Annotated in this window: 26 protein-coding genes and 1 other annotated feature; of the genes, 5 read left to right on the top strand and 21 right to left on the bottom strand. The window is 39.7% G+C overall.

Annotated features, from left to right (window positions below; all coding sequences use genetic code 11):
* Positions 1-31 precede the first annotated feature (31 nt).
* The 9 genes from SOS22_RS03295 to gmk all read right to left on the bottom strand — a co-directional run bounded on the left by SOS22_RS03295 (position 32) and on the right by gmk (position 7796).
* Complete coding sequence (locus SOS22_RS03295) at positions 32-1261, bottom strand: thiolase family protein (RefSeq protein WP_320596304.1); 1230 nt, start codon at positions 1259-1261, stop codon at positions 32-34.
* A 76-nt stretch (positions 1262-1337) separates the two neighbouring features.
* Positions 1338-2192 carry a carbohydrate kinase family protein gene (locus SOS22_RS03290; RefSeq protein WP_320325013.1) on the bottom strand — a complete coding sequence of 285 codons (855 nt, stop codon included), beginning with the start codon at positions 2190-2192 and terminating at the stop codon, positions 1338-1340.
* Between the two features lie 37 nt (positions 2193-2229).
* Positions 2230-2571 carry a 30S ribosome-binding factor RbfA gene (rbfA, locus tag SOS22_RS03285; protein ID WP_320325012.1) on the bottom strand — a complete coding sequence of 114 codons (342 nt, stop codon included), beginning with the start codon at positions 2569-2571 and terminating at the stop codon, positions 2230-2232.
* A gap of 5 nt (positions 2572-2576) precedes the next feature.
* Complete coding sequence (infB, locus tag SOS22_RS03280) at positions 2577-4451, bottom strand: translation initiation factor IF-2 (protein WP_320596303.1); 1875 nt, start codon at positions 4449-4451, stop codon at positions 2577-2579.
* Entirely contained in the window at positions 4441-4746 is a 306-nt protein-coding gene (locus tag SOS22_RS03275) for a L7Ae/L30e/S12e/Gadd45 family ribosomal protein (protein WP_320325010.1), read from the bottom strand. Before SOS22_RS03275 ends, infB begins: the two co-directional genes overlap by 11 nt.
* Positions 4739-4996 (bottom strand): RNase P modulator RnpM, encoded by a 258-nt coding sequence (rnpM, locus tag SOS22_RS03270; protein WP_320596302.1) that lies wholly within the window; start codon positions 4994-4996, stop codon positions 4739-4741. Before rnpM ends, SOS22_RS03275 begins: the two co-directional genes overlap by 8 nt.
* A gap of 8 nt (positions 4997-5004) precedes the next feature.
* Complete coding sequence (gene nusA, locus SOS22_RS03265) at positions 5005-6654, bottom strand: transcription termination factor NusA (protein ID WP_320596301.1); 1650 nt, start codon at positions 6652-6654, stop codon at positions 5005-5007.
* 9 nt (positions 6655-6663) lie between these two features.
* Positions 6664-7122 carry a ribosome maturation factor RimP gene (gene rimP / locus SOS22_RS03260; RefSeq protein WP_320325007.1) on the bottom strand — a complete coding sequence of 153 codons (459 nt, stop codon included), beginning with the start codon at positions 7120-7122 and terminating at the stop codon, positions 6664-6666.
* A gap of 95 nt (positions 7123-7217) precedes the next feature.
* On the bottom strand, positions 7218-7796 hold the full coding sequence (gene gmk / locus SOS22_RS03255) for a guanylate kinase (RefSeq protein ID WP_320325006.1): 579 nt from the start codon (positions 7794-7796) through the stop codon (positions 7218-7220).
* A 109-nt stretch (positions 7797-7905) separates the two neighbouring features.
* Between gmk and SOS22_RS03250 the strand changes: the two genes are divergently transcribed.
* The gene (locus SOS22_RS03250) at positions 7906-9543 is read left to right on the top strand and encodes an NFACT family protein (RefSeq protein WP_320596300.1); all 1638 of its coding nucleotides are present in this window, start codon (positions 7906-7908) and stop codon (positions 9541-9543) included.
* 113 nt (positions 9544-9656) lie between these two features.
* Here the strand turns inward: SOS22_RS03250 and SOS22_RS03245 are convergent, their stop codons facing one another.
* The 7 genes from SOS22_RS03245 to SOS22_RS03215 are packed head-to-tail and all read right to left on the bottom strand — an operon-like array spanning position 9657 to position 14366.
* Entirely contained in the window at positions 9657-9962 is a 306-nt protein-coding gene (locus SOS22_RS03245) for a (Fe-S)-binding protein (protein ID WP_173445950.1), read from the bottom strand.
* Entirely contained in the window at positions 9962-10147 is a 186-nt protein-coding gene (locus SOS22_RS03240) for a hypothetical protein (RefSeq protein WP_320325004.1), read from the bottom strand. The genes SOS22_RS03245 and SOS22_RS03240 overlap by 1 nt, the downstream gene beginning before the upstream one ends.
* Positions 10147-10722, bottom strand: a complete 576-nt coding sequence (locus tag SOS22_RS03235) for an electron transport complex protein RnfA (RefSeq protein ID WP_320325003.1) — start codon at positions 10720-10722, stop codon at positions 10147-10149. Before SOS22_RS03235 ends, SOS22_RS03240 begins: the two co-directional genes overlap by 1 nt.
* Before the next feature lie 2 nt (positions 10723-10724).
* Complete coding sequence (locus SOS22_RS03230; protein WP_320325002.1) at positions 10725-11384, bottom strand: electron transport complex subunit E; 660 nt, start codon at positions 11382-11384, stop codon at positions 10725-10727.
* Positions 11385-11397: 13 nt separating this feature from the next.
* Complete coding sequence (locus SOS22_RS03225; protein ID WP_320325001.1) at positions 11398-11907, bottom strand: FMN-binding protein; 510 nt, start codon at positions 11905-11907, stop codon at positions 11398-11400.
* On the bottom strand, positions 11904-13055 hold the full coding sequence (locus SOS22_RS03220; protein ID WP_320325000.1) for an RnfABCDGE type electron transport complex subunit D: 1152 nt from the start codon (positions 13053-13055) through the stop codon (positions 11904-11906). The genes SOS22_RS03225 and SOS22_RS03220 overlap by 4 nt, the downstream gene beginning before the upstream one ends.
* Positions 13056-13067: 12 nt before the next feature.
* Positions 13068-14366: an RnfABCDGE type electron transport complex subunit C gene (locus tag SOS22_RS03215; RefSeq protein WP_320596298.1), complete on the bottom strand. Its 1299-nt coding sequence runs from the start codon at positions 14364-14366 to the stop codon at positions 13068-13070.
* Between the two features lie 108 nt (positions 14367-14474).
* On the opposite strand from SOS22_RS03215, the gene SOS22_RS03210 reads away from it, so the two are divergent.
* On the top strand, positions 14475-15584 hold the full coding sequence (locus tag SOS22_RS03210; RefSeq protein WP_320596297.1) for an FAD:protein FMN transferase: 1110 nt from the start codon (positions 14475-14477) through the stop codon (positions 15582-15584).
* Between the two features lie 72 nt (positions 15585-15656).
* Here the strand turns inward: SOS22_RS03210 and SOS22_RS03205 are convergent, their stop codons facing one another.
* From SOS22_RS03205 to SOS22_RS03185, 5 genes are all read right to left on the bottom strand, one after another.
* Entirely contained in the window at positions 15657-16685 is a 1029-nt protein-coding gene (locus SOS22_RS03205; protein ID WP_320324997.1) for a branched-chain amino acid aminotransferase, read from the bottom strand.
* A gap of 81 nt (positions 16686-16766) precedes the next feature.
* The gene (leuB, locus tag SOS22_RS03200) at positions 16767-17834 is read right to left on the bottom strand and encodes a 3-isopropylmalate dehydrogenase (protein WP_320596329.1); all 1068 of its coding nucleotides are present in this window, start codon (positions 17832-17834) and stop codon (positions 16767-16769) included.
* 1 nt (position 17835) lies between these two features.
* A complete protein-coding gene (locus SOS22_RS03195) occupies positions 17836-18333 on the bottom strand; it encodes a 3-isopropylmalate dehydratase small subunit (RefSeq protein WP_320324995.1) in 498 nt (165 codons plus the stop codon).
* The gene (gene leuC, locus SOS22_RS03190; RefSeq protein WP_320596296.1) at positions 18330-19607 is read right to left on the bottom strand and encodes a 3-isopropylmalate dehydratase large subunit; all 1278 of its coding nucleotides are present in this window, start codon (positions 19605-19607) and stop codon (positions 18330-18332) included. Before leuC ends, SOS22_RS03195 begins: the two co-directional genes overlap by 4 nt.
* A 1-nt stretch (position 19608) precedes the next feature.
* Positions 19609-21285 (bottom strand): 2-isopropylmalate synthase, encoded by a 1677-nt coding sequence (locus tag SOS22_RS03185; RefSeq protein ID WP_320324993.1) that lies wholly within the window; start codon positions 21283-21285, stop codon positions 19609-19611.
* 36 nt (positions 21286-21321) lie between these two features.
* Positions 21322-21511, bottom strand: a binding site (T-box leader).
* 154 nt (positions 21512-21665) lie between these two features.
* Between SOS22_RS03185 and ilvB the strand changes: the two genes are divergently transcribed.
* Genes ilvB through ilvD form a run of 3 tightly spaced genes read left to right on the top strand, consistent with a single transcriptional unit; the run spans position 21666 to position 25520 of the window.
* On the top strand, positions 21666-23324 hold the full coding sequence (gene ilvB, locus SOS22_RS03180) for a biosynthetic-type acetolactate synthase large subunit (RefSeq protein ID WP_320596295.1): 1659 nt from the start codon (positions 21666-21668) through the stop codon (positions 23322-23324).
* A gap of 10 nt (positions 23325-23334) precedes the next feature.
* Entirely contained in the window at positions 23335-23835 is a 501-nt protein-coding gene (gene ilvN / locus SOS22_RS03175; protein WP_320324991.1) for an acetolactate synthase small subunit, read from the top strand.
* Between the two features lie 14 nt (positions 23836-23849).
* Complete coding sequence (gene ilvD, locus SOS22_RS03170; RefSeq protein WP_320324990.1) at positions 23850-25520, top strand: dihydroxy-acid dehydratase; 1671 nt, start codon at positions 23850-23852, stop codon at positions 25518-25520.
* The last annotated feature ends 160 nt before the right edge of the window (positions 25521-25680 follow it).

The raw sequence follows: 25680 nt of genomic DNA, 5'->3' as shown, positions 1-25680 counted from the left end.
TAAGCATTCACCTATCTTCTTTCTGTTTTGATTAGTCGAAATCGCGTGTCCACAAACCGGCCATAGCTGGTCCACCACCAACGCAAAGGCTAGCACAACCAATCTTGGCATCTTGACGAATCATTTCATACAATAACGTAACTGTGATACGCAATGCGGAACATCCAACAGGGTGTCCTAAAGAAATACCTGATCCATTCAAGTTCGTTTTGTTACGATCTACGATATATCCGTAATCTTCTTTCAATTTTCTTTCTACACCAATGAATTGAGCAGCAAACGCTTCGTTTACTTCCCAGTAATCAACATCTTCGAATTTAACACCGGCAGCATCCAAGCACTTTGGAATTGCAACAGCAGGTCCAAGACCCATGTATTTAGGATCTACACCTTTTCCACAGATGTACATCATTTTAGCCATTGGTTTGATACCTAATTCTTTGGCTTTATCCATTGACATAACAATAACAGCAGCGGCAGCATCATTGATACCAGAAGCATTGGCAGCTGTCGTTACACCATCTTTATTGAATACAGGACGCAATTTTGAAATTGTTTCCATGTTGCATCCACGAATCATATGTTCATCTGTATCATGAACGATATCACCTTTTTTACGTGTATGTTCAATAATTGGAATCATTTCATCCTTGAACTTACCTTCATCTGTTGCTTTGCATGCACGTGAATGTGACATAACGGCTAATTCATCACATTCTTCACGAGTGATTCCATATAATTTAGCAACATTATCAGCTGTACATCCCATATGTCCTTGAGATAATTCATCATATAATGCATCATGCAACAATGAATCATACATTTCAGCTTGGCCAGCTGAAGGAATACTTCCCATACGATATCCCATACGTGCTTTTGGCAACAAGAATGGAGCTTGTGTCATATTTTCGGCACCAACAACCAAACCAATTTCCGTTTTTCCTAATTGTACATCGTTACATGCAATTTCCAATGCACGCATACCAGATGCACAGTTTTGGTTTACAGTAACTGCGTTACTTTCTTTAGACATACCAATACGCATCGATACTTGACGAGCTGGTAATGAACCTTGCATACCACCGTATACTTGACCCATAACGATCTCATCTACATCCGTTGGTTGAATACCAGCACGTTTGATAGCTTCTTTACCAACTTCGATAGCTAATTCACGGGCAGAAATATTCTTAAATTCACCCAAGAATTTACCAATGGCAGTACGACATGCACTGACAATGACTACATCTTTTGTTTCCATGATTTACCTCCGTATATAATCATTTTACGTGTTTAAAATTACCATAAAAGAATAGCCTTGTCAATATTTTCACAAATTATTTGCGATTTTTTTCACAAATAGATAACCGTTCATTAACGGATTCCCATGTTGGTACCGAAAGAACGCCACCCAGTCCCTCACAAACCATCGCTGCAGCCATATTCGATATGCGAATACAAGAAGGAATATCAAATCCAGAATCCATACCATACGCAAAAGCTCCATGAAAAACATCACCAGCTCCTGTTGTATCCATCACCTTACAGGGATAACTTGGATATACTTGATTTTGATAGATACATCCCTTCGATCCTTGTGTCCAAATACTGGAAGGATTTAATGCTGCTAGTTCATGATAAGAATGAATATCCAACATATTTGTAAATTGCTGGCTACAAATTAAATAATCCACCTGGTGAATCAAATCCTCTGTTTCTGGCTTATATTTATCGCCATCCAGTATCGTAATGGCAGACGGATAACGCTTCATAGCCTCTTTACACCATTCCACTTCATGACCATCCATTAAGATCACATCGACTTGGTCTGGCCACATAGGCTCCATACTTGATTCCTTTTGAATCGGTACATTTAAAATCGTACGATCTCCCGAAGGAAATACTAAAATATGACTTTGCGAAGTGGTGATAGATGGATCAATCACCATACTAGAAACATCGATATTCACTTCTTGTAAAGTTTTTATGATTTCTTTACCCCATACATCATTCCCAACTCGTGTCATGATGTGTGTATCCGCATGCCATTTTCCACAAACATACATTGCACAAGAAACCGGACCGCCCATACAAGATACACTATGATAAATACGTATTTTTTCATTTTCTGGTATATGATCAACAGGCAAAACCATATCATATACCGATTGTCCAATACCCAATATGCTCATATCTAAAATATACACAAAAAAAGGAATAGCTCAAAGACTATTCCTCACCAATTTCATGTAAGATCTTTTCAATGCGATTTCCTTGTTCCAAACTCTTGTCTTGAATAAATACAAGTTCAGGCGTTTTACGAATCTTTAATCGTTTCGAAAGTTCCGTACGAATATATCCCTTCGAATGATCCAAAACACGTAAACCTGCATCATTTCTTTCTTGTTTACCAAGAAAAGAGACATAGACTTTTGCCACCGATAAATCTTTTGAACATTGCACATCCGTTACCGTCACAAATCCCAATTTAGGATTTTTTAAATCAAACTGTAAGATGTTCGAAATCTCTCGTTGAATGATCATATCCAATCGTTCTCTTTTGAGTGACATAGCAATTATTGTTCAACCTCTTGATCTTCGTACAATTCAAAGATATCACCCACTTTGATATCATTGAAGTTTTCAATGGTCATACCACATTCATAACCAGTCTGTACTTCTTTGACCGCATCTTTAAATCGTTGTAACGAGCCGAGCTTACCATCATAGATGACAATACCATCACGAATCAAGCGAACTTTGGCATCCCGTTTCGCAACACCATCCGTTACTTTACATCCAGCAATCGTACCGACTTTGGAAGCTCGATAGGTCTCACGCACTTCCGCTTGACCAATCACAACTTCTTCATATACCGGTGCCAACATACCTTTCATGGCCCCTTCTAATTCTTCCAATGCTTTGTAGATGATGTTATGAAGACGAATCTCAACGCCTTCTTCTTCAGCCTTCTTACGAATCGCAGCGGTCGGACGAATATTGAAACCATAAATAATGGCATTGGAAGCACTGGCCAACATGATATCGGATTCTGAAATCGTACCCACGGTGGATCGAATGACATTGACTTTAACGGTATCTACTTCTAATTTTTCCATCGAAGCAGCCAAAGCCTCCGCTGAACCTTGTACATCGGCTTTGATGATGACATTGATTTCTTTCATGTCTTCTTCTGAAATCTTACGAGCTAGATCTTCCAAGGACATGGCACTGGAAGCATTTCGTTCTTTTTCAATTTGTTTTTCTTCCCGTGTTTGTGCAATGCTCTGGGCTTGTTTATAGGTATCATAAGCCATGAAGACATCACTAGCACGAGGAACTTCATTCAAACCAATGATCTCAACTGGCATACTTGGACCAGCCGATTTGATTTCTTTTCCTTTATCATTGGTCATCTTTCGAATACGACCATAGGCGGTACCAACGACAACACTATCACCGGCATGCAAGGTACCACGCTGTACCAATAGTGACGCAACCGGTCCACGCCCTTTATCCAATTTTGCTTCAATAACTGTTCCGGAAGCATTGGTATTGGGATTGGCTTTGAGTTCCTGCATATCGGCAACTAACAACATTGTTTCCAATAATTCATGGACCCCTTCGCCCGTCTTGGCAGATACTTTCTGGAAAATGGTTTCGCCACCCCATTCTTCCGGCATGACACCTAATTCCGCCATTTCACTCATCACGCGATCTGGATTCGCACCGGGCTTATCAATTTTATTGACAGCAACGACAATAGGGACATTTGCTGCTTTGGCATGGTCGACGGCTTCTTTGGTTTGTGGCATGACACCATCATCGGCAGCTACCACGATAATAACGATATCTGTCACTTGGGCTCCACGCGCACGCATAGCCGTAAAAGCCTCATGACCAGGTGTATCTAGGAAAGTAACCTTACGATCACCAACTTGTACTTGATAAGCACCAATATGCTGGGTAATACCACCAAATTCATCACCCGTTACATTGGTATTTCGTATCGTATCCAACAATGTTGTTTTTCCATGGTCGACATGCCCCATGATCGTAACAACAGGTGGACGACTGACGAGCTGTGATTCATCGTCTTCGATATTTTCCAATTGATCTTCAATATCATCTTCTTCAATTACTACTTCTTTATGTGCTTCGACATTAAATTCGGCACAAACTAATTCAATATCATCATCCGATAATACAGTATTGATGGTGGACATATTCCCAAGCAAGAATAAGAATTTAATAATTTCGGAACTATTGCGATGCATTAAATTCGCCAATTGGCCAACGGTCAATGGTTGCGAATACGTGATTTCCTTTACTTCAGGTTCCCTTTTTTTACGAACGGGTTGCTTATTGGAATGTTGCGTATTCCGCTTGTTACTCTTGTTGTGTTTACTTGGCTTTTTTTTATGTTGTGGTTTTACTGCTTTATATGCCATCAACGTCACCTGTCCTTTCTTTTATAAAACCTTGGGCAAACGAAGCATCAGTGATGCCATACGCATTGATTGCTTTCCACGAAATTTGATCAAATAAGGAAGCATCCCATTCAATCAAAGGAATTTGATAAAAAGCACATTTATTGCGTAATTTTTTCTTTCGATTATTGCCACAAGTACGATTCATCAACACAAGACAAACAGCACGGGATTGAATGGCTGGGATCAATCGATCGCCAGAAACCGTTTTCCCTGCTTTGATGGCCAATTGTAATAACTGGACTTCTTTATTCATGAACTAACTCCATCAATTCTTCATAGATTTCATCAGGAACATGTATCTCTAATACTTTATCTAAAATATGTGTTTTTTTGGCCTTTTCAATGGTTTCTTTACGTTTTGAAACATAGGCACCATGCCCATTGCGCTTTCCTGTTGGATCGATCTCAACTGTTTGTTGGGGGGTACGAACGATCCGAATCAATTCATTTTTAGGAAAACGTTCCTGAGTAACAACACACTTTCGCATTGGAACTTTACGCATACGATCTCCTAATCATAATATTTGTCAAAATCTTCATAATCGACATCATCATCCCAACGGCTTTCATCTTCGTATTCTTCTTCCTCTTCGATTTCTGCCAACTCTTCTTCCGAATAAATCGGTTTCATCTGCTCAAATTGTTGTTTAACCGTTGTTTTCTGTTCTTCGTCGTCTTGCTTCTTGACATCTTCTGGTTTTTTCTTCCATTTCTTTGGTTCATTTTCTTCTTTATGAGAAGCATCCGCAAAGTTTTCGAATTTGGAATGGAATGCATTCACCTCTACCGCTCTTTCTTTGCCACGTTGCTCTTTCGCAATTCGAGCGGCCTTCTCTATTTCGTCTTCTTCCTTCTCCACTTCTGGTTCAGGTTCAGAAACAGATTGTGGTTCTTCTATAACTTCTTCTTGCTCGATATCTTCTTGTTCAGGAACGAATTCGACTTCTTCTTCATCATCATAATCAAAATCGGCAATATCGACTGTTTCGATATTTTCATCTTCATTCTTTAATTGTTCGATGCGTTGTTGCTGCTTATACGCACGTTCAGCCGCTTTCTTCTCTTCGTATTGCTCATTCATTTCTTGAGCCAAGGCCATATAATCAATACCAGCCTCTTCCATTTCCGAAACCGATTTGATATCAATTTTATGATTGGTCAAACGAACAGCCAAACGTGCATTTTTACCACGCTTACCAATTGCTAAAGACAATTGATTATCAGGTACGACCACGATCAGTCCATCTTTTACATTCGGGTTTGGGAATACGGCAAGAGATTCACTCGGACTCAAAGCATTCTGGATCAATACGCTGATATTATCGGACCATTCAAAAATATCAATTTTCTCTCCATTTAATTCATTGATGATGGCTTGGACACGTTGTCCACGAGGACCAATACAAGCACCAATCGGATCAATATTTTCATTATGGGAATAGACGGCAATTTTACACCGTTCTCCCGGTTCACGTGCGATGGCTTTGATTTCAACAATACCTTGATAAATTTCTGGAACTTCTTTTTCAAACAAGCGACGAACAAAAACATCAGTAGCCCGTGAAACTAGAACTTGTGCTCCTTTTGTCTCTTTATTTACTTCGCGAATGACGACATTCAATGTTTGCCCTTCATAATAGTGTTCCGTTGGAATTTGATCGACATGACGCAACATAGCCACAGTCTTACCAATATTGACCAAAACAAATTTAGCTTCTACTGTCTCTACGGTACCTAAGATCATATCGCCTTCTTTATCATGATATTCTTCATAAATCAATTGTTTCTCGGCTTCACGAATTTTTTGCTTCATGACACTTTTTGCCAAATTGACATCGGCACGATCAAACTCTTTAAAATCAACTTCTGGTTCATTGACCAGATCACCAATTTTTGCATTGGGATCGATTTGATGTGCATCTTCTACAGAAAGTTCCAAAGCATCATCTTCTACTTCTTCAACGACAACACGCTGTGGACAGATATGGATGTTGCCATCTTCAATCACTACATTTACATAACCATCCGGAATATTTTCATGTTTTCGATACGCTTTTGCTAAAGCTTCTTTTAAAGCACCCTCCACAATTTCTGGTGATAATTGACGATCGGATTCAACACCTAAAATTGCTTTTTGTAAATCATCTACTCTAATGTTCATTTTTTGCTCCTATACCTTTACTGCTGTCATGATCAATGCGAGATTCGAACGGTCTATTTCGAATTTTTTCTTCCTACCCTTGACATTGTACGAAATTACGATCAATTCTGTATTGGCTGAAATCAAATCACCAAATACATGATCCATACCTTGTTTTGGATCTTTTAGTTTCACATAGACATACGAACCAATCGCTGCTTGAATTTGTTCATCCGTTGTTAATTCATGTTCCGCTCCTGGCGAACATACTTCTAAATTATACTCCGATGCATACCAATCTTTGGCATCCAGCATTGTACCAATCGCATCACTACATATAGCACAGGTATCTAAATCAACTGGACCATCCAGCTTTTCGATGGAAATACGAAGTAACGGTGGTTTTTCATTGGTCAACCATTCTAGTGCATATAAACGACATCCATTTTCAGCTAAAATTGGTTCGACCCATTGTTTTAGATCATCCATGTAGAATCTCCCTTCCAAAAGGAAGGAGTGGTTTTACCCACTCCTTCTTAACGTATAGCTACTTTATAACACAGTTTCCAATAAACTGCAAGCTTCTATTTGTTCTCTTCCAATTCCATATGTCGTAAGATGATCGTCTCGATCAATTCGGCTGCTAATTTTGGATCATCATTACAAACAATATACTTATAATTTGGAATCATTTTCATTTCATGACTAGCCTTTGCCAAGCGTTGCTGGATGATTTCTTCTGGCTCACTGCGACGACCACGAATACGACGTTCTAACTCATCCATAGATGGTGGAATGATAAAAATGCTTAAAGCATCTGGACAGCGTTTTTGGACTTGTGTTGCACCCTGTACCTCGATTTCAAGCAGAACATTCTTTCCTTCATTGCGTAACCGTTCTACTTCGTTTAAAGGTGTTCCATAATAGTTGCCCACAAATTCGGCATACTCCAACAACTCTCCCTTTTTTATGGCTTCTTCAAATTTTTCTTTCGTCGTAAAGAAATAATCGACACCATCTTTTTCACCTTGACGTGGGCTTCGCGTTGTCATTGAAGTTGAATAGGCAAGGTTCAATCGTTCGTCATTTTCAAAATATTTACGAATTGTACCCTTACCAACACCACTTGGTCCACTCAATATAATCAATAATCCACGTTTCATGCAAATTCTCCCAAATTTAAAGCCATTTCTTTCTCCTATTGTATCATGAACAATAAGTCTGTCAAAGATTTTGTCAATATGCTAGAATATGGACTAGCGAGGTGATCTTATGGCAATGGATGGTTTATTACTTTTTACTATCACCAAACAGCTACAAACCTATTGTCCTTGTAAATTAAACAAAATTCAAAATTTAAGCGATGAAGAAATCGTTTTTCAACTACATACAAAAAATGCAGGAACCATTCGATTGGTATGCAATGTTCATTCTAATACCAATCGTATTTACATTACCCAAAAAACGGAAACATCACAGAGCCAACCAACAAACTTTGTGATGGTATTACGCAAACAATGTGCACAATGTATGATCGAATCCATTGAACAAATTCATTATGACCGTGTTCTCTGTTTTCATCTACAATGCCGAAATGAATTGGGTGATTATACCCAAAACAGATTATATGTAGAATGCATGGGTAAATATGCCAATATGATCTTGGTCAATCAAGAAGGTATTATCATCGATGCGCTAAAACGCATCCCCGTTTATGAAAATGCCAAACGGACCATTCATCCGGGTGCCACCTATGTCTTGCCTAAACAAGTACAAAAAGTGAATCCGACCGAAGTCACACAGGTCGATATGGATACCAGTTTCGTGGATCAAATTTATGGCTTTTCCCCTTTATTATCAAAAGAATTCCAATTTCGCATGGCAAATGGACAAGCCTACGCAGATATTTTGAAGGAAGTATTGAATAGTCGATCGCTTTATGTATATCCACATGATTATCATTGCATTGAGTTGACGCATCTTCACCAAAAAGCAGAAGTGTATCCACTGATGATTGGATTGGATCATTTGTATCAGGCCAATGAACAACAAATTCGCATCAAAGAACAATGCGGCGATGTTTTTCGTACGGTCGATAAGGAATTAAAAAAAGCGAAGAAAAAATTACCTAAATTACAGATGAGTTTAGAAAAATCTTATGATTATAAAAAATATCAACAATATGGTGATCTTTTATTTGCGTACATGCATCAGATCAAAAAAGAAAAAGTGGTCCATGTGCCTGATTTTGAAACCGGTCAAGATGTGAGCATTCCTATTGATATGCGCTTAGACATCAAAGGAAATGCGAATAAATATTATCAGAAATATCATAAAATGAAACGTTCGCAATCGATCTTGCAAGAACAGATCGAAGCCTGTAAAAAAGAAATTGATTATTTTGAACAGCTGCATGAACAACTTCAACATTGCAATGTGACCGATGCGCTCGAAATACGCCAAGAATTGATCAATGCCCATGTCATGATGCACAAACGCTCTCGCAAACAAGCTAAGCATAAAAATAAGCCCAATGTATTGCATCTACAAGTCAAAGATATAGATATCTACATTGGCAAAAACAATTTACAGAATAACTACATTACCCATCATTTATCACGAAAAAAAGATGTTTGGTTTCATGTCAAAGACTATCATGGCTCCCATGTTTTATGTAAATGTGAACGACCCGATGAAACTTTGATTCGTATGTGTGCAATGTTAGCTGCTTATTTTTCCAAAGGACAGATGTCCAGTTCTGTTCCTGTGGATTACTGCCCAGTCAGTCAATTAAAAAAAGTACCAGGTGCTCCGGTTGGATTTGTGACCATGAAATCCTATAAAACCATCTATATCGACCCGGATCGTGAACAAATTGAAGAATGGATCCGCAACTATAAAAAATCATAAAATGCGACAATAGTCGCGTTTTTTTATGGATAAATTATCATAATAAATGCAACAACCTATAAGAATAAAAAAATACAGAAACACAATGTGTTTCTGTACAAAAAAACATGAGCTTAAGGTTTTACATGAATGGTATTTCCATCAGGACCCGGTGTTTCTTCCAAATACTGGATGATGGCTGCTTTTTGGTCTGGCTTTGAAGGTTTGCATAGCCAATGATCGGCTTCACCAGAAACCATGCCTTCTGCAAATCCTGAACAACCTGGATAGCCACAACCACCACAATTATATCCTGGAAGCATTCCCGTCACATGTTCAACACGTTCGTCTACTTCGACTTTTAACTTGCTGTCCGCAATGCCTAGACCAAGTCCTAGGATCGCACCAAGAATCAGCATCATAACGATCGCTGTACCCATTAGATTTCCTCCTTTTTCTTGCCATGATCAGGATGTAAAGAGCAAGAAACTAATTTACATCCATCACAATCGGCTTTTAAATTTTCACACCCCTTTGGCAACGGGGTCTTTTTATTATTGAGATATGCCCAAATATAGATGGCAACCAAGGCACCTACAAAGAGGATGCCAGCAATGATTCGCATTAAATTACTCCTGCAAATGCCGTAAATGCCATAGACATAATGGCCGCGCAAATCAATGCGATAGGATTTCCTTTAAAGAATTCAGGCACATCACTCAATTCCAAACGTTCACGAATGGTAGAGAAAATATACAACACCAAAGCAAAGCCAAGAGGTGTACCAATGGAATACATCAACATATGTGGGAAATCATATAACTTTTGAATGTTGACCAAACATACATTCAATACCACACAGTTGGTTGTGATCAATGGAAGATAGACACCTAAGCTCTTGTATAATGTGGGACTTGTTTTTTTGATAAACATTTCTGTCAATTGTACCAAAGAGGCAATAACCAAGATAAAGGTGATCAAATCCATGAATTCAAGTCCCAATGGTACTAGAACAAGATAATATAGACCATAAGTCACAATGGCTGCTACTACAATAACGAAGACAACCGCAACACCCATACCTAACGCACTGGAACGTTTCTTACTAACACCCATAAATGGGCACATACCTAAGAATTGTGTCAAGATGACGTTATTGATGATCAAACTGGTAAATAATAATCCAAATAATTCAGCCATGATTATTTAGCCTCCTTTGCAGTAGCTTGTTCCTTTTTGCTCGCATGATCTTTGTACCAAGCAACAAATGCAGCTAAACAAGCAAATGTGATGAATGCACCCACAGGCATGGAGAACATACTAATTGTCCAAGAGTCAGAGAAGAATTTTACATTCACGAATACTTGTGATGTATTTAATGGGTTCGAAATCTTAAAACCACCCGTAGAAATGATCTCACGAATCAAACTCATTGATAATACAGCTAAGGTATATCCCAATCCCATACCAAGACCATCCAAGGCTGAATCCAAAGGTCCATGATCACAAGCATAGGCTTCTGCACGACCTAAGATGATACAGTTGACAACGATCAAAGGAATGAATACACCCAAACTTTGATTCAATGCTGGCGCATACGCTTCGATCATCATTTGAACGATCTTAACCAAAGTTGCGATGATGACGATATAGACAGGAATATGCACTTCATCAGGAATGATATTACGCAATAATGAAATGATCACATTGGACATGATCAATACGAAAATAACAGCGGTACCCATACCAATCGCATTATCTACAGAAGTTGTGATAGCTAGAGTAGAACAAATACCTAAGAACAAAGAGAATACCGGATTTTCTCTTAAAAGTCCGTTTTTGAAACTTTGAAATTTACTCATACCGATTCTCCTTTCACTTTACATCTTTTACATAACCGGCCGCTTCATTGATACCGGCCGTAACGGCGCTGGAAGAAATGGTGGCACCAGAAATCGTATCCAATTGATCGCTAGCTTTCTTACCTTCCAAACTTTTCTGGAATGGCTTATCCAGCACTTTGGATCCTAAGCCTTTGGTGTCTCCATTGCTTAATCCCAAATATTTATCAATTTTGCCATCCTCTTTATTGATCGAAACTAAGAAAGTCGTTCCATCTTTATATCCACTGACAGACATATTAAAGATCACTTTATCTTTATAAGAATAGATTTTTTTGATCGTCGTTGAATCCGATTTGAATTTTACTTGTTTGAAATCATTCAAACTTGCTTCAGGATACATTTCTTGTAATGATTCTTTTTCTTGTTTTAAATTGTTTGCAGCAATGACCGGAGCTGTCATATTATTGGCCCATGCCAATGCTCCACCAGCAATTGCCGAAATAACAGACAAGAATATCGTTAAATGAGCAATCTTATTCATAGAATATCCACCTCCGTTTGTTCAACAACTTTGGCTTCTGATTCGCCTTTTGGATTTGTGACTGGATGTACTTTACAAGCCGCAAAAATCGTCAAGGCCAAACCAACGATGCAAAGATAGATAAAACCATGTTTTGCCTTTTTGAGAATATCCAATTGTTTTCCATCCAAAGCACTTTCGATCAATGGTGTCATCATGTTCATCAATAAGATGGAATAGAGACATCCTTCTGGCAAGTTTCCAGTCATACGAATCAAAACAGTCAAAATACCAGCACCCAGGGCAAAAATCGTACGACCTGCTGCACTCGTTGGTGAAGTAACAGGATCCGTCAACATGAAGAATGCACCAAATACAACACCACCCAATAATAAATGAAGAACAGGATACCATAAGAAACCAGGAATACCGTGATAAGGACCAATACCTGTAATGATCGCGATGATCGCAGTCATCACAAAGATCGTACCTAAATAGACAACGGGAACACGCCAATCAATGATCTTACGCACGATCAAGAAAATACCAATGATCACGATTGCTAAGGTAAATGTTTCACCTAAAGCACCAGGATAGGTTCCTAGGAATAAGCCTTTCCATCCACCATAATTCTGTAAGAAAGCATCCAATACATTTTCATTGGCAGGTAACCAACCGTAAGTATTGTTGATATAGGCCGTTGGTGTTGCACTTGTTACTAAATCGGTCGTTGCTCCTGTAAAAGAGGCAAAGATAACGGCACGACCGACAGCTGCGGGGTTAAAGATATTATGGCCAAATCCACCAAAGATCATTTTTGCGAATACAATAGCAAAAATGGTCGATACGATAACGGCATACAATGGCACAGAAACCGGCATCATCAAAGCCAAAATAATGGCAGTAACCCATCCAAAACTATGCTTGATTTCTTTTTTCGGATCTCTTTTGCGAATCTTCGCAAATAAATATTCACAAATAAACATTGTGACCAAAGAACAAGCTAAGATCCAAACACATTGGAGTCCATAGGCACTTCCATATAAATGTGTATAATTAATAACTGCCAAGACAAAGATGATCAACAAGCCACAAGTTAATTCCTTCATAATTCGTTGTGTCGTTAAAGGACCTCTCAGACTTGGACTGACATGAAAATTCAACTTCATAACTGGCCCTCCCTATTTCTTCTTCAAGGCAATGACTCGTTTTGCCTTTCGCACATTTTCGGTTACATTGATGTGGCTTGGACAAACATAAGTACAAAGACCACATTCAATACAGCTCGATGCACCACGTTTGATCATTTCATCCACATCATTGGCTTTTACGGCCATACTGATACGAACCGGTTGCAAACCGGCTGGACAATGATCCGAACAACGTCCACAACGTAAACATTCAATGGCATCATCTTCGACATGTTTTAATACCGTGATGGCATTCATCGCACGATCAATGACGAATTCATCTTTGATCAAGGTTTTCCCCATCATAGGCCCACCTGCAATCAAACGTACGCTATCGCCGCTATATCCACCACAAGCTTCAATGATCTCATTAACGGGCATACCAACGGGAACACGAACATTGCTTGGCTTTTTGATTCCATCTCCACTGATTGTGACCGTCTTTTCCGTAATGGCTTGACCACGCGTAAAAGCCTGCGCCATCGCAATCGCTGTTGTCGCATTATCGACAATTGCACCAGCTTCCGCAGGTAAATTACCATATTCTTTATGAAGGACTTCACGAACTAATACACGTTCCCAACCCATTGGGTATACATCTGGGACGGGACGCACATCAACACCTTGTACATTGGCACAAGCCTTTCTTACTTGTTCGATCAAATCAGGGTGAGATTCTTTGATACAAATATATACTTGATCCACTTCAGCCATCTTCTTCATGATCAGACAACCAGTCACAAGATCTTGTGGATCATCCATAACATTTCGATAATCGGCTGTAATAAATGGCTCACATTCAACGGCATTGATCAAAACAACATCGACACCGTTAGGCTTTCCATACTTTACATATGTGGGGAATCCAGCACCTCCCAGACCAATAATTCCTGCTTTCTGAACAAAATCAACACACTCTTGACGACTTAATTTGGTATAGTCTTGTGGTTCAAAAGCTTGGACACTTTCCTGTTTTCCATCTGCTTCAATCACCATATGAACTTGGGGACGCATGGAATTGTGCATACGCTTTTGTGTACCCTTATATGTTCCTGAAACACTGGAATAAATTGGAACATATAAACCACCTTTGGTTTCAGCAAGTTTTGTTCCAACCTTTACGGCATCTCCCTCAGCCACTAAGACATTAAAATCTTTATCTGTACTACGACCATGCACCAATGGAATGTATACATTTTGTTTTGGCATCAAACGCAAAACATCAGATTTTTCTGTCATTTCTTTATGTCCAGGGATATGTTGCCTCATAGATCCTAAAAACAATGACATAGACCTATTTCTCTCCTTCCTATAATCAAAATTAATATTAATCCATTTTTTCAGGGAGTTCAAGCTTTTACAATCGACAAAAACCATCAAAAAAGCTATAATGACCCCATGAAAAAGAATATAAAAAGCTGGTTGATCCTCTCTTCTTGCTTCCTGTTATTGATCATATCTGTTATTTTTTTCATCCAATCCCGTCAAGAAACCCAACAAGATCAACAAAGCATTACCCTGACCGATGTTGGTTTTGACACCTCCATCACGTTTCAAGCCCAATGTTCCCAAGAAGATTTTGCGAAATACACCAAGATCTTAAAACAAGTATTTCGAGAAAATAATAAACGATTTGACCAATATCATGCCTATAAAGGAATCAACAATATTTATACCATTAATCACGAAGCTGGCTCACACCCTGTCAGCGTAGATGATACGACCATGGATTGCATCCGATTGGCTCTACAAATCCATGAAATTTGTCCCAAATTTGATATCAGCTATGGCAACGTGATGGACGTGTGGCATACCTATCGCGAAGAAGGAATCAAGCGCAATGATGAAGGAAAAGATGGTCAATTGCCATCGAATACAGAAATCCAAACAGCATTATGCCATGGTGGTACGGATAAGATCCAGATCAATGGCAATCAGATTGCTTTTACCGATCCTGACATGATGATCGATTTAGGTGGAATTGCCAAAGGATACACGACTCAGTTAGCCAAAAAAGCCTTGAATAAAGCAGGCCTTCACAATGGCTTTATCAATGCCGGCGGAAATGTTGTCTTATTAGGGCCAAAACCAGACGGGTCAAACTGGACCATTGGTATTCAAGATCCTGACAGTCAGAATTCGGTGGTTTCTTTTGAAACCGATGAAAATAAGACCATTGTCACAAGTGGTGACTATCAACGATATTATACGGTTAATGGCAAACGATATGCCCATATCATTGATCCCGATACCGGCTATCCAGCCAGTCAATGTCGAAGTGTCACAGTCATTACCAACGATTCCGGAAAAGCGGATGGCTTAAGTACTTCCCTTTTCTGTTTGGATTATGAACAAGGAAAAGCCCTAGCCAAAAAAGAAGGTATCCAAGCCATCTGGATCTTTGATAAAGATCATTCACCCTATGAAACACCCGATCTGAAAACCAAAAAATATAATATTTATATGACGAAACAAATCAAAAATAAAGTCAAATTGGTTACCAATTAAAGAAATGCATCTTCGCATTTCTTTTTTTACGCGAAAAAAAAGATCTTGAGACGATCTCAAGACCTTTCTTTCTTATTTTACTTCAAAGATCCATCCTTCTGGGGCTTCAATAGTACCCATTTGGATACCTGTCAATGTATCATACAGTTTCTGGATCGTAGGACCCATTTTTTCCATGCCCGATTTAAAGACAACTTCTTCACCGCTCACCGTATTGGTGACAGATCCCACAGGACTAATGACGGCAGCCGTTCCGCAAAGACCACATTCATCGAATTCTGGTAATTCTGTTAAAGGAATTTCGCGTTCTTCGACTTTCAATCCTAGATAATGTTCTGCAACATATTCCAAAGAACGACGAGTGACAGAAGGTAAAATCGTTGGCGATTTTACGGTCACAAAGGTATCGCCTTTAATAAAGATGATATTGGCGCCACCTGTTTCTTCAACCAATGTACGTGTTCGGGAATCTGGATACAAATTTTCATTGAATCCTTCTTTATGAGCTTGCACGATCGCATGCAAAGACATCGCATAGTTTAATCCCGCTTTGATATGACCCGTTCCACGAGGAGCTGCACGATCATATTCCGCTAATTTTAAACGAATGGGTTTTGCCCCACCTTTAAAATAAGGACCTACAGGTGTAGTTAGGATACGGAACTGATATTCTTCAGCAGGTGCAACACCAATTACAGCGCTGGAACCAAACATGTAAGGACGAATATATAAAGTAGCACCGGAACCATAAGGGGGTACCCAACTTTCATTGGCTTTGATGGTTTCTAATACCGCCTGCACAAAACGATCTTGTGGAAATGGTGGCATCTCCAAACGTTTTGCAGAATCATACATCCGTTTCGCATTCTGATCTGGACGGAATGTAACAATTCGGCCATCTGCTGTAGTATATGCCTTCATTCCTTCAAATACAGATTGCGAATATTGTAAGACACCTGCACATTCAGACATTGTGATGGTATGATCCGATGTTAAAACACCATCATCCCATTTTCCATTCTTAAAATTGGATACGTAGCTTTTATCGGTTTCTCTATAACTAAAATCGAGTGCGCTCCAATCTATATTTTGCTTCTCCATATAAATCTGCCTCCTATATATATTACTTAATTAAAATACACCCATTGAAATGGCGCGTCAACGGGTGTTTTCAGATTATTTTCAATTATTTTCAATTTGTTTCACAACCAAGTCGCCCATTTCCTGACAACCTACTTGTTTCATTCCTTTGCTCATCATATCCGCTGTACGATAGCCTTGATCTAAGATGGCATGGACTGCCTTTTCGATATCTTTTGCTTCTTTTTCCAAATGGAAAGAATAACGCATCATCATCGCCACCGACAAGATGGTTCCTAAAGGATTGGCCATATCTTTGCCCGCAATATCAGGCGCTGAACCATGAATAGGTTCATACATGCCGATGGAAGTTGATCCCAAAGAAGCCGAACCAATGGTACCAATGGTTCCCGTTAACATACTGGCTTCATCGCTTAAGATATCGCCAAACATGTTTTCGGTAAGGATCACATCAAATTGACTTGGATCTTTGCATAACTGCATGGCTGCATTATCCACATACATAAAATTCAAAGTCTCATCGGGATATTCTTTTGCTAATTCTTGAACCACTTTACGCCATAACTTGGAAGTATCCAATACATTGGCCTTATCGACACAAGTTACCTTATGATGACGAACTTGTGCTGTTTCAAAAGCAACTTTCGCAATGCGCTTGATCTCATCGACACTATAAGCCATTTCATCGACAGCACGATTCCCAATGGTTTCATGCTTGCCAAAATAGATACCACCTGTTAATTCACGGACAACGACAAAATCAATACCCTTTTGCACAATTTCCGGTTTTAAAGGACTCGCATCGGCCAATTGCGGAAACAGAATAGCAGGGCGTAGATTCGCAAACAAGCCCAGTAAACTACGAATCCGCAATAACGCTTTTTCCGGACGATTATTGGCTGGTTGACTATCATATTTCGGACCACCAACCGCTCCTAATAAAACCGCATCAGCTTGTTTTAATGCATCAATGGAAATTTGTGGCAAGCATTCTCCCGTCGCATCTATGGCAGCACCGCCTGCTAAGACTTCATCATAAATAAAAGTATGATCATATTTTGTTTCGATACAACGTAAAACTTTCATGGCCTCACTGACAATTTCGGGACCAATATAATCGCCACGTACGATCGCAATTCGTTTTTCCATATTACCGATTCCCCTTTTGATTGACATAATTGACCAGACCACCTTGTGCGATCAATTCTTGCATAAAAGGTGGAAATGGTACAGCCTGAAACGTTTGATTGGTCGTAATATCCGTAATGATCCCGGAATCAAAGTCAACTTGTACTTCATCCCCTTCTTGGATGGCTTTAGCTGCTTGAGGACATTCTAGGATCGATAAACCAATATTGATCGCATTCCGATAAAAGATGCGAGCAAAACTATCCGCAATGATACAAGAAATACCGGCAGTTTTTAATGCCAAAGGTGCATGTTCACGACTGGATCCACAACCAAAATTCTTTCGTGCAACCAAGATATCTCCTGGTTTTACACGTTTGGTAAAGGTAGGATCAATATCAACCATCGCATGGCTGGCCAATTCTTTCGCATCAAAAGAGTTTAAATACCGCGCCGGAATAATGACATCTGTATCGACATTATCACCATATTTTAATACCGTTCCATGTGCTTGATTCATTCTTCTTCCTCCATTCGTTCAGGATTGGCAATATATCCTTTGATTGCGGTTGCTGCTGCAACTTCTGGACTGGCCAGATAGATCAAAGAGCCAACATCCCCCATACGACCAACAAAGTTACGATTTGTGGTGGATAGACATTTTTCGCCTTTCGCTAATACACCCATATGGCCACCCATACAAGGTCCGCAACTTGGCGTATTGAAAGCACATCCTGCTTCCACAAAGATATCAACCAAACCTTCATGGACACATTCTAAGAAGATCTTTTGGGTTGCTGGAACAACCATGACACGAACATTTTCAGCCACTTGATGTCCTTTTAAGATGGCTGCTGCCTTTCTAAGATCCGAAATACGACCATTCGTACAAGAACCAATCACAACTTGATCGACATAGATTGGCTCCATGGCTTCAACTTCATCGATCGTGTGGGCATTCCCTGGCAAATGTGGGAACGCCACGGTTGGACGGACCTGACTCAGATCCACATCAACCACTTGTTCATAGTTGGCATCTTCATCCGCTTCATACACGGTGTAATTTTGCACACCGGCTTGTTTCATATAATCGATTGTTTGATCATCCACCGGGAAGATCCCATTTTTGGCGCCGGCTTCGATGGCCATATTACAAATGGTAAAACGATCATCCATGCTTAATTGGGCAACTCCAGGTCCCACAAATTCCATGGATCGATATAAGGCGCCATCGACACCAATTTCACCAATAATATGTAAGATGACATCTTTCCCACTTATATACGGATTTGGTTTTCCATGTAAATAAATTTTAATGGCAGTTGGAATCTTGAACCAAGCCTGTCCCGTTACCATGCCTGCGGCAATATCCGTGGTTCCAACACCCGTAGAAAAAGCGCCCAAGGCCCCATAGGTACATGTGTGTGAATCCGCACCAATCACACATTGGCCGGCATAGGTCAATCCTAATTCGGGTAAGATCGCATGTTCTACACCACATTTTCCCTGGATCAATTTATGTGTCAGTTTCTCTTGAATGGAAAAATCCAAGATGGCTTTCGCATTTTCGGCGGACTTGATATCTTTATTTGGGGTAAAATGATCAGGTACAAAAACAACTTTATCTTTGTCAAATACATGGCCACCCATTTGTTGAATGATTGGTAAGGCCATGGGACCAGTGATATCATTGGCCATGACCAAGTCTAAATTTGCCTCGATCAACTGACCAGCTTCGACATGATCTAAGCCTGCATGAGCCGCTAAGATCTTTTGGGTCATTGTCATTGCCATATTATTTTTCTCCCTTTCCTTCACGAAAATATCGATTGATCGCACTGACCAATGCATAGATCGAAGCTAAGATGATATCATCATCCACACCCACACCGAATCGATGTTCACCATCTTCATCCGTCATTTGAATATATGCACAAGCCTTTGAAGTCGAACCAATGCTCAAAGCATGTTCGGAATAATCTTCAATATCATAATCAATTTTTAAGAAATGACGAAGTGCATTCGCAACGGCATCCAATCGGCCATTTCCTTTTCCAGTAATATCATATTGTTTCTCTTTAAATGTCACATCCAAATAGGCATGGTATTCATTATTATTTTTGCGAATAAAGTGATAATCCGATACAAACAGTGGTGATTTTAAATTGTTGAAATCATGATCGAAAATATCTTTGATTTCATGTGGCATCAATTCTGCATGTCGATGATCACTGATGTCCTTGATATAATAACCAAATTCTTGGCGGAACTGTTTTGGCAGATCATATCCATAATATTGTTGTAAAACAAAGCCAATGCCACTCTTACCAGATTGTGAATTGATACGGATAACATCACGATCATATTGACGACCAATATCGGCTGGATCAATCAATAAATAGGGAACATTCCAATGTTCGGGATGGGCTTTATGATGCGCAAAGCCTTTCGCAATGGCATCTTGATGCGATCCAGAAAATGCCGCAAAGACCAAATCACCCGAGTAAGGTTCACGATCATATACTTTCATTCGTGTCACATCTTCATAGACAGCACGAACTTCTGGTAAATTGGAGAAATCCAATTTTGGATCGATACCTAATACATACATATTCATGGCCACGGTGATCAAATCGATATTTCCGGTACGTTCACCATTACCAAATAAAGTACCTTCTACTCGATCAGCGCCTGCCAATAATCCCAATTCCGTATCAGCAATTCCTGTTCCACGGTCATTGTGTGGATGTAAAGATAAGATGACTGAATCACGCCGATTCAGGTGTTTATGCATATATTCAATTTGACATGCATATACATGAGGCATGCTCATTTCCACTGTTACGGGACAATTGATGATAACTTTATGTTCTGGGGTTGGTTCCCATATATCAATGACCGCATTACATACTTCCAATGCATATTCTGGTTCCGTACCGGTAAAGCTTTCTGGTGAATATTCAAAAGTGAGGTCTGCATCGCTTTCATGCGCTAATTCCTTCAACATTTTGGCGCCATCGATCGCAATTTGTTTCACTTCTTCTTTTGATTTTTTGAAAACTTGTTCTCGCTGCGCAACCGAAGTGGAATTATACACATGCACAATGGCTCGTTTGGCGCCCTTAATCGCTTCAAATGTTTTACGAATGATATGAGGACGTGCTTGCATCAACACTTGAATTGTGACATCATCTGGAATCAAATTGTCTTCAATCAAACGACGACAGAATTCATATTCCGTTTCACTCGCAGCCGGAAAACCGACTTCTATTTCTTTGAATCCAACTTGGACCAATGTTTTAAAATAACGAATCTTTTCTTCCAAACTCATGGGAATGATCAACGCTTGATTGCCATCGCGCAAATCAACGCTACACCAAGCCGGTGCATGATCGACACAATCTTTCTTTACCCAATCGTAACAAGGTTCTGGGGGTAAATAATACTCTTTGCCATATTTGGTATAGTCCATGTTTTGTTCCTCCTTCATAAAAAAAAAGACGTCCATTCTAAGGACGTCAAAAACGCGGTACCACCTTAGTTTTTCTATCTTCATCGATAGAAACCCTCGATCCTCGATAACGCCGAGATACGTCTTGCTCCCTGACAAGTTCATTTTCTAGCGGTACAAGTTTTCACCAACCACTTGCTCTCTACATCGCACATCGAAAACTACTACTTCAGTTCATCGCTCGATATGAGCATTATAAATGAAAATTATTTGCATTTCAATAAAAGAATCACTATATTTCACATTTTTTCATTTTTATTTCTGAAAGCAGTTTCATCCGGTTGTTTTATACGAATTCGAGCGTTATAATAAGTTTACTATTTTCGAATGGGAGGAAAACAATGAAACGAACAGGTTCACAAATTGTCATGGAAGTTTTGCTTGAACACAATGTAGACACTGTATTTGGGTATCCAGGCGGTGCTGCATTGAATGTCTATGACGCTTTATATGATTATTCAGATAAGATCCATCATTATATTACTGCGCATGAGCAAGGAGCCGCCCATGCAGCCGATGGATATGCACGAAGCACTGGAAAAACCGGAGTTGTGTTTTCGACCAGTGGTCCCGGTGCAACCAACCTGGTGACAGGTATTGCGACCGCTTATATGGATAGTATTCCCATGGTTGCGATCACATGTAACGTATCCGACAACATGATTGGTCGGGATTCATTCCAAGAAATCAGTATTACCGGTGTGACCCTACCAATCACCAAACACAATTATTTCGTAAATAAAATTGAGAATTTAGCCGATGCTTTACGAAATGCGTTCCGAATTGCCAATGAAGGCAGAAAAGGACCTGTTTTAGTGGATATCACCAAAGATGTAACAGCCGCTACGACGGACTATACGCCGCATAAACCATTGCCTTTGGAACCACATCCAAAATTTTCAGAAAAAGAAATCAATCAGGTTGCAAAAATCATCAATACATGTAAACGACCTGTCCTTTATTTTGGCGGTGGTGTAGAAGCTAGCGATGCTCGTGATGAACTCTATGAATTGATTCAGAAAGCGGACATGCCTGCCACGTATACAATGATGGCTGCTGGTGTCATTGATTGCGATGATCCAAAAAATTTAGGATTGATTGGGATGCATGGAACCATTGCTGCCAATAAAGCCATTGACCAAGCCGATCTAGTCATTGCGATCGGTACACGTTTTTCTGATCGAGTAGCTTTAAATCCAAAACGATTTGCCCCCAAAGCAGCCATTATTCAAATTGATATTGATGCATCGGAAATCAATAAAAATGTCTTGATCAACTATAGTATTATTGGTGATACGAAAGATGTATTGCAGGCTTTATTGCCAAAAATTGAAGAACGCAAACATACCGAATGGGTGGAACAAGTCACTTCTTATCAAAAAACGGTTCGTGTTCCCATGAAAGGGGCTAAGCTACGTCCAAAAGAATTGATCGAAGCTACCTGTGATCTAACCGATAAAGATACGATCTATGTAACGGATGTTGGTCAACATCAAATGTGGACTGCTCAATATGTACGTCATCATAAGACCCATCGCTTTTTGACCAGTGGCGGTCTTGGTACAATGGGATTTGGCTATGGTGCGGCCATTGGTGCACAAGTTGGCAATCCAGATAAGCGTGTGATCCACTTTACCGGCGATGGTTCCTTCCATATGAATCTGAACGAAGGATGTACCGCGGTATCATATGACTTGCCAATTATTACGATCATCATGGATAATAAGGTCCTCGGCATGGTCTATCAATGGCAAACCGTTTTTTACAATAAACATTATTCCCAAACTGTACTCAATCGAAAGACCGATTTTGTGAAAGTTGCCGAAGGATTTGGTGCTACTGGTTTTGCATGCAACACCCTGGATGAATTTAAAGATGCTTTCCAAAAAGCATTAAAGATCAATGGTCCGGTTTGGATTGCTTGCAACATCGATAAAGAAGAACGTGTATTGCCAATGATTCCAAATGGCGGAACCATTGATGATATGATCAAGGATTAGAGGTGAAAGTATGTCTCGAGAAGTTTTAAGTATATTTGTCGAAAATCAATCGAATGTTTTGACTCGAATTGCAAGTTTATTTGGTCGACGAGGCTTCAACATCGATTCATTGACTGTATCAACGACCAATGATCCCAAAATTTCACGAATTACTGTCGTATTTGATGGAAACGATACTTCCCTTTCCCAAATCATGACGCAAACCAGAAAACTGGAACCCGTAAAAGAATTGTATTTATTGGATAAAGACACCAGTTTATTTCGTGAACTTTTACTATTAAAAGTTAGCTGTGATAAAAACAATCGTTCCGGTATCATTGAAATCGTCAATATTTATCGTGGTAAGATCATTTCTTTAAGTAAACAAAATATGATCATTGAATTGACCGGTGCGCCAGAAAAGATTGATGGTTTATTGGAAATGCTGAATTGTTACCACATTGAAGAAATCTGTCGAACCGGTATTACAGGCATTTCAAGAAAATCGGTAGATACCGATGAAGATGAATAATGAGGAGTTTATACATGAAAAAAACGTTAAAGAGTGCACAAGTGACACAAGGTGTCGAAAAAGCACCCATGCGAAGTTTATTTTATGCGATGGGTTATACAAAAGAAGAATTGGATCAACCTTTGGTTGGTATCGTCTCTGCCAAAAGCGATATCGTCCCTGGCCATTTCCACTTGGATAAACTAGTTGAAGCCATCAAAATGGGTGTTGCCATGCGTGGTGGTACACCAATTGTTGTGCCATCGATTGGCGTTTGTGATGGCATTGCGATGGGACATAAAGGTATGCATTATTCCTTGGCAAGTCGTGAATTAATTGCCGATAGTGTCGAAACCATGGCACAAGCCCATTGTTTTGATGCCCTTGTATTGGTACCAAGCTGTGATAAGATCGTTCCAGGAATGGTCATGGGTGCTTTGCGTGTCAATGTGCCAACGGTTGTATGTACAGGTGGCCCAATGTTAGCGGGACATGTCAAAGGCCAAGAAGTTTCTCTTTCTAAAATCTTTGAAGCTGTTGGTGCACGAAAAGCCAATTTGATTAATGATAAAGACTTAGAAGAATATGAACAGGGTGTATGTCCGGGTTGTGGAAGTTGTGCTGGTATGTATACCGCAAACAGTGTTTCCTGTCTATGCGAAGCCATGGGTATTGCCCTGCCTGGAAATGGCACGATTCCGGCTGTATCCAACAAGCGTTTATTGCTCGCAAAACATGCCGGTATGGCCGTGATGGATATGTTGGAAAAAGATATCAAGATCAAAGATATCATCAATGAGCGTTCCATCAAAAATGCATTAACTTGCGATATGGCTTTAGGATGCTCTTCCAATAGTGTCTTGCACTTATTGGCCATTGCCCAAGAAGCAGGATATAATTTGGAACTATCTACTTTTAATGAATTTAGTGATAAGACCCCAAATCTTTGTCATCTAGCACCGGCTGGTCCTACCCATATGCAAGATCTCAATATGGCAGGTGGCTTACAAGCTGTCTTACATGAATTATCAAAGAAGGATCTCATTGATCTAGATTGTATGACGGTAACGGGCAAAACGGTTGGTGAAAATACCAAATATGCCATCAACAAAGATGAAAATATCATTCATCCAATTGATGATCCATATTCTTCAAATGGTGGAATTGCGATCTTGTATGGTAATATCTGTCCAAAAGGCGCTGTCGTAAAACGTTCTGCATGTGCTCCTGAAATGATGCATCACATCGGCCCGGCTCGTGTCTTTGATTCGGAAGATGAATCCATTCAAGCCATTTATGCAGGTAAGATCCATGCAGGCGATGTGGTTGTCATTCGTTATGAAGGTCCAAAAGGTGGCCCTGGTATGCGGGAAATGTTGAATCCTACTTCTGCTTTAGCTGGTATGGGATTGGACAAGAGCGTTGCATTAATTACCGATGGTCGTTTCTCGGGCGCCAGTCGTGGAGCTTCTGTTGGTCATATTGCTCCAGAAGCTGCCAGTGGTGGCCCAATTGGCTTAATTGAAGAAGGCGATATGATCGAATTGAATATTCCGGAACATCAATTAAATGTTCAAGTCAGTGATGAAGTATTAGCTGAACGTAAGAAACATCAAAAGATCTTACCTCCAAAGATCAATGAAGGTTGGTTAAAACGATATGCGAAATTAGTACAAGGTGCTGATATTGGCGCTATCCTAGAATAAAAAAAAGGCTCAAGCATGGTGATATGATCCCCTAAAAGTAGACAGTACAAATACACAAAATGTACTGCCCTGCTTTTGGGGGATTTTATTATGGGACGAAAAGCCAAATATACATTTGAACAAAAGCTACAAGCTGTATTGGATTATCAATCAGGAAAGA

This window comes from Absicoccus sp. (assembly GCF_034090965.1).
Classification (GTDB): Bacteria; Bacillota_I; Bacilli_A; order Erysipelotrichales; family Erysipelotrichaceae; genus Absicoccus; species Absicoccus intestinalis.
This window is presented reverse-complemented; position numbering and strand designations above follow the sequence as displayed.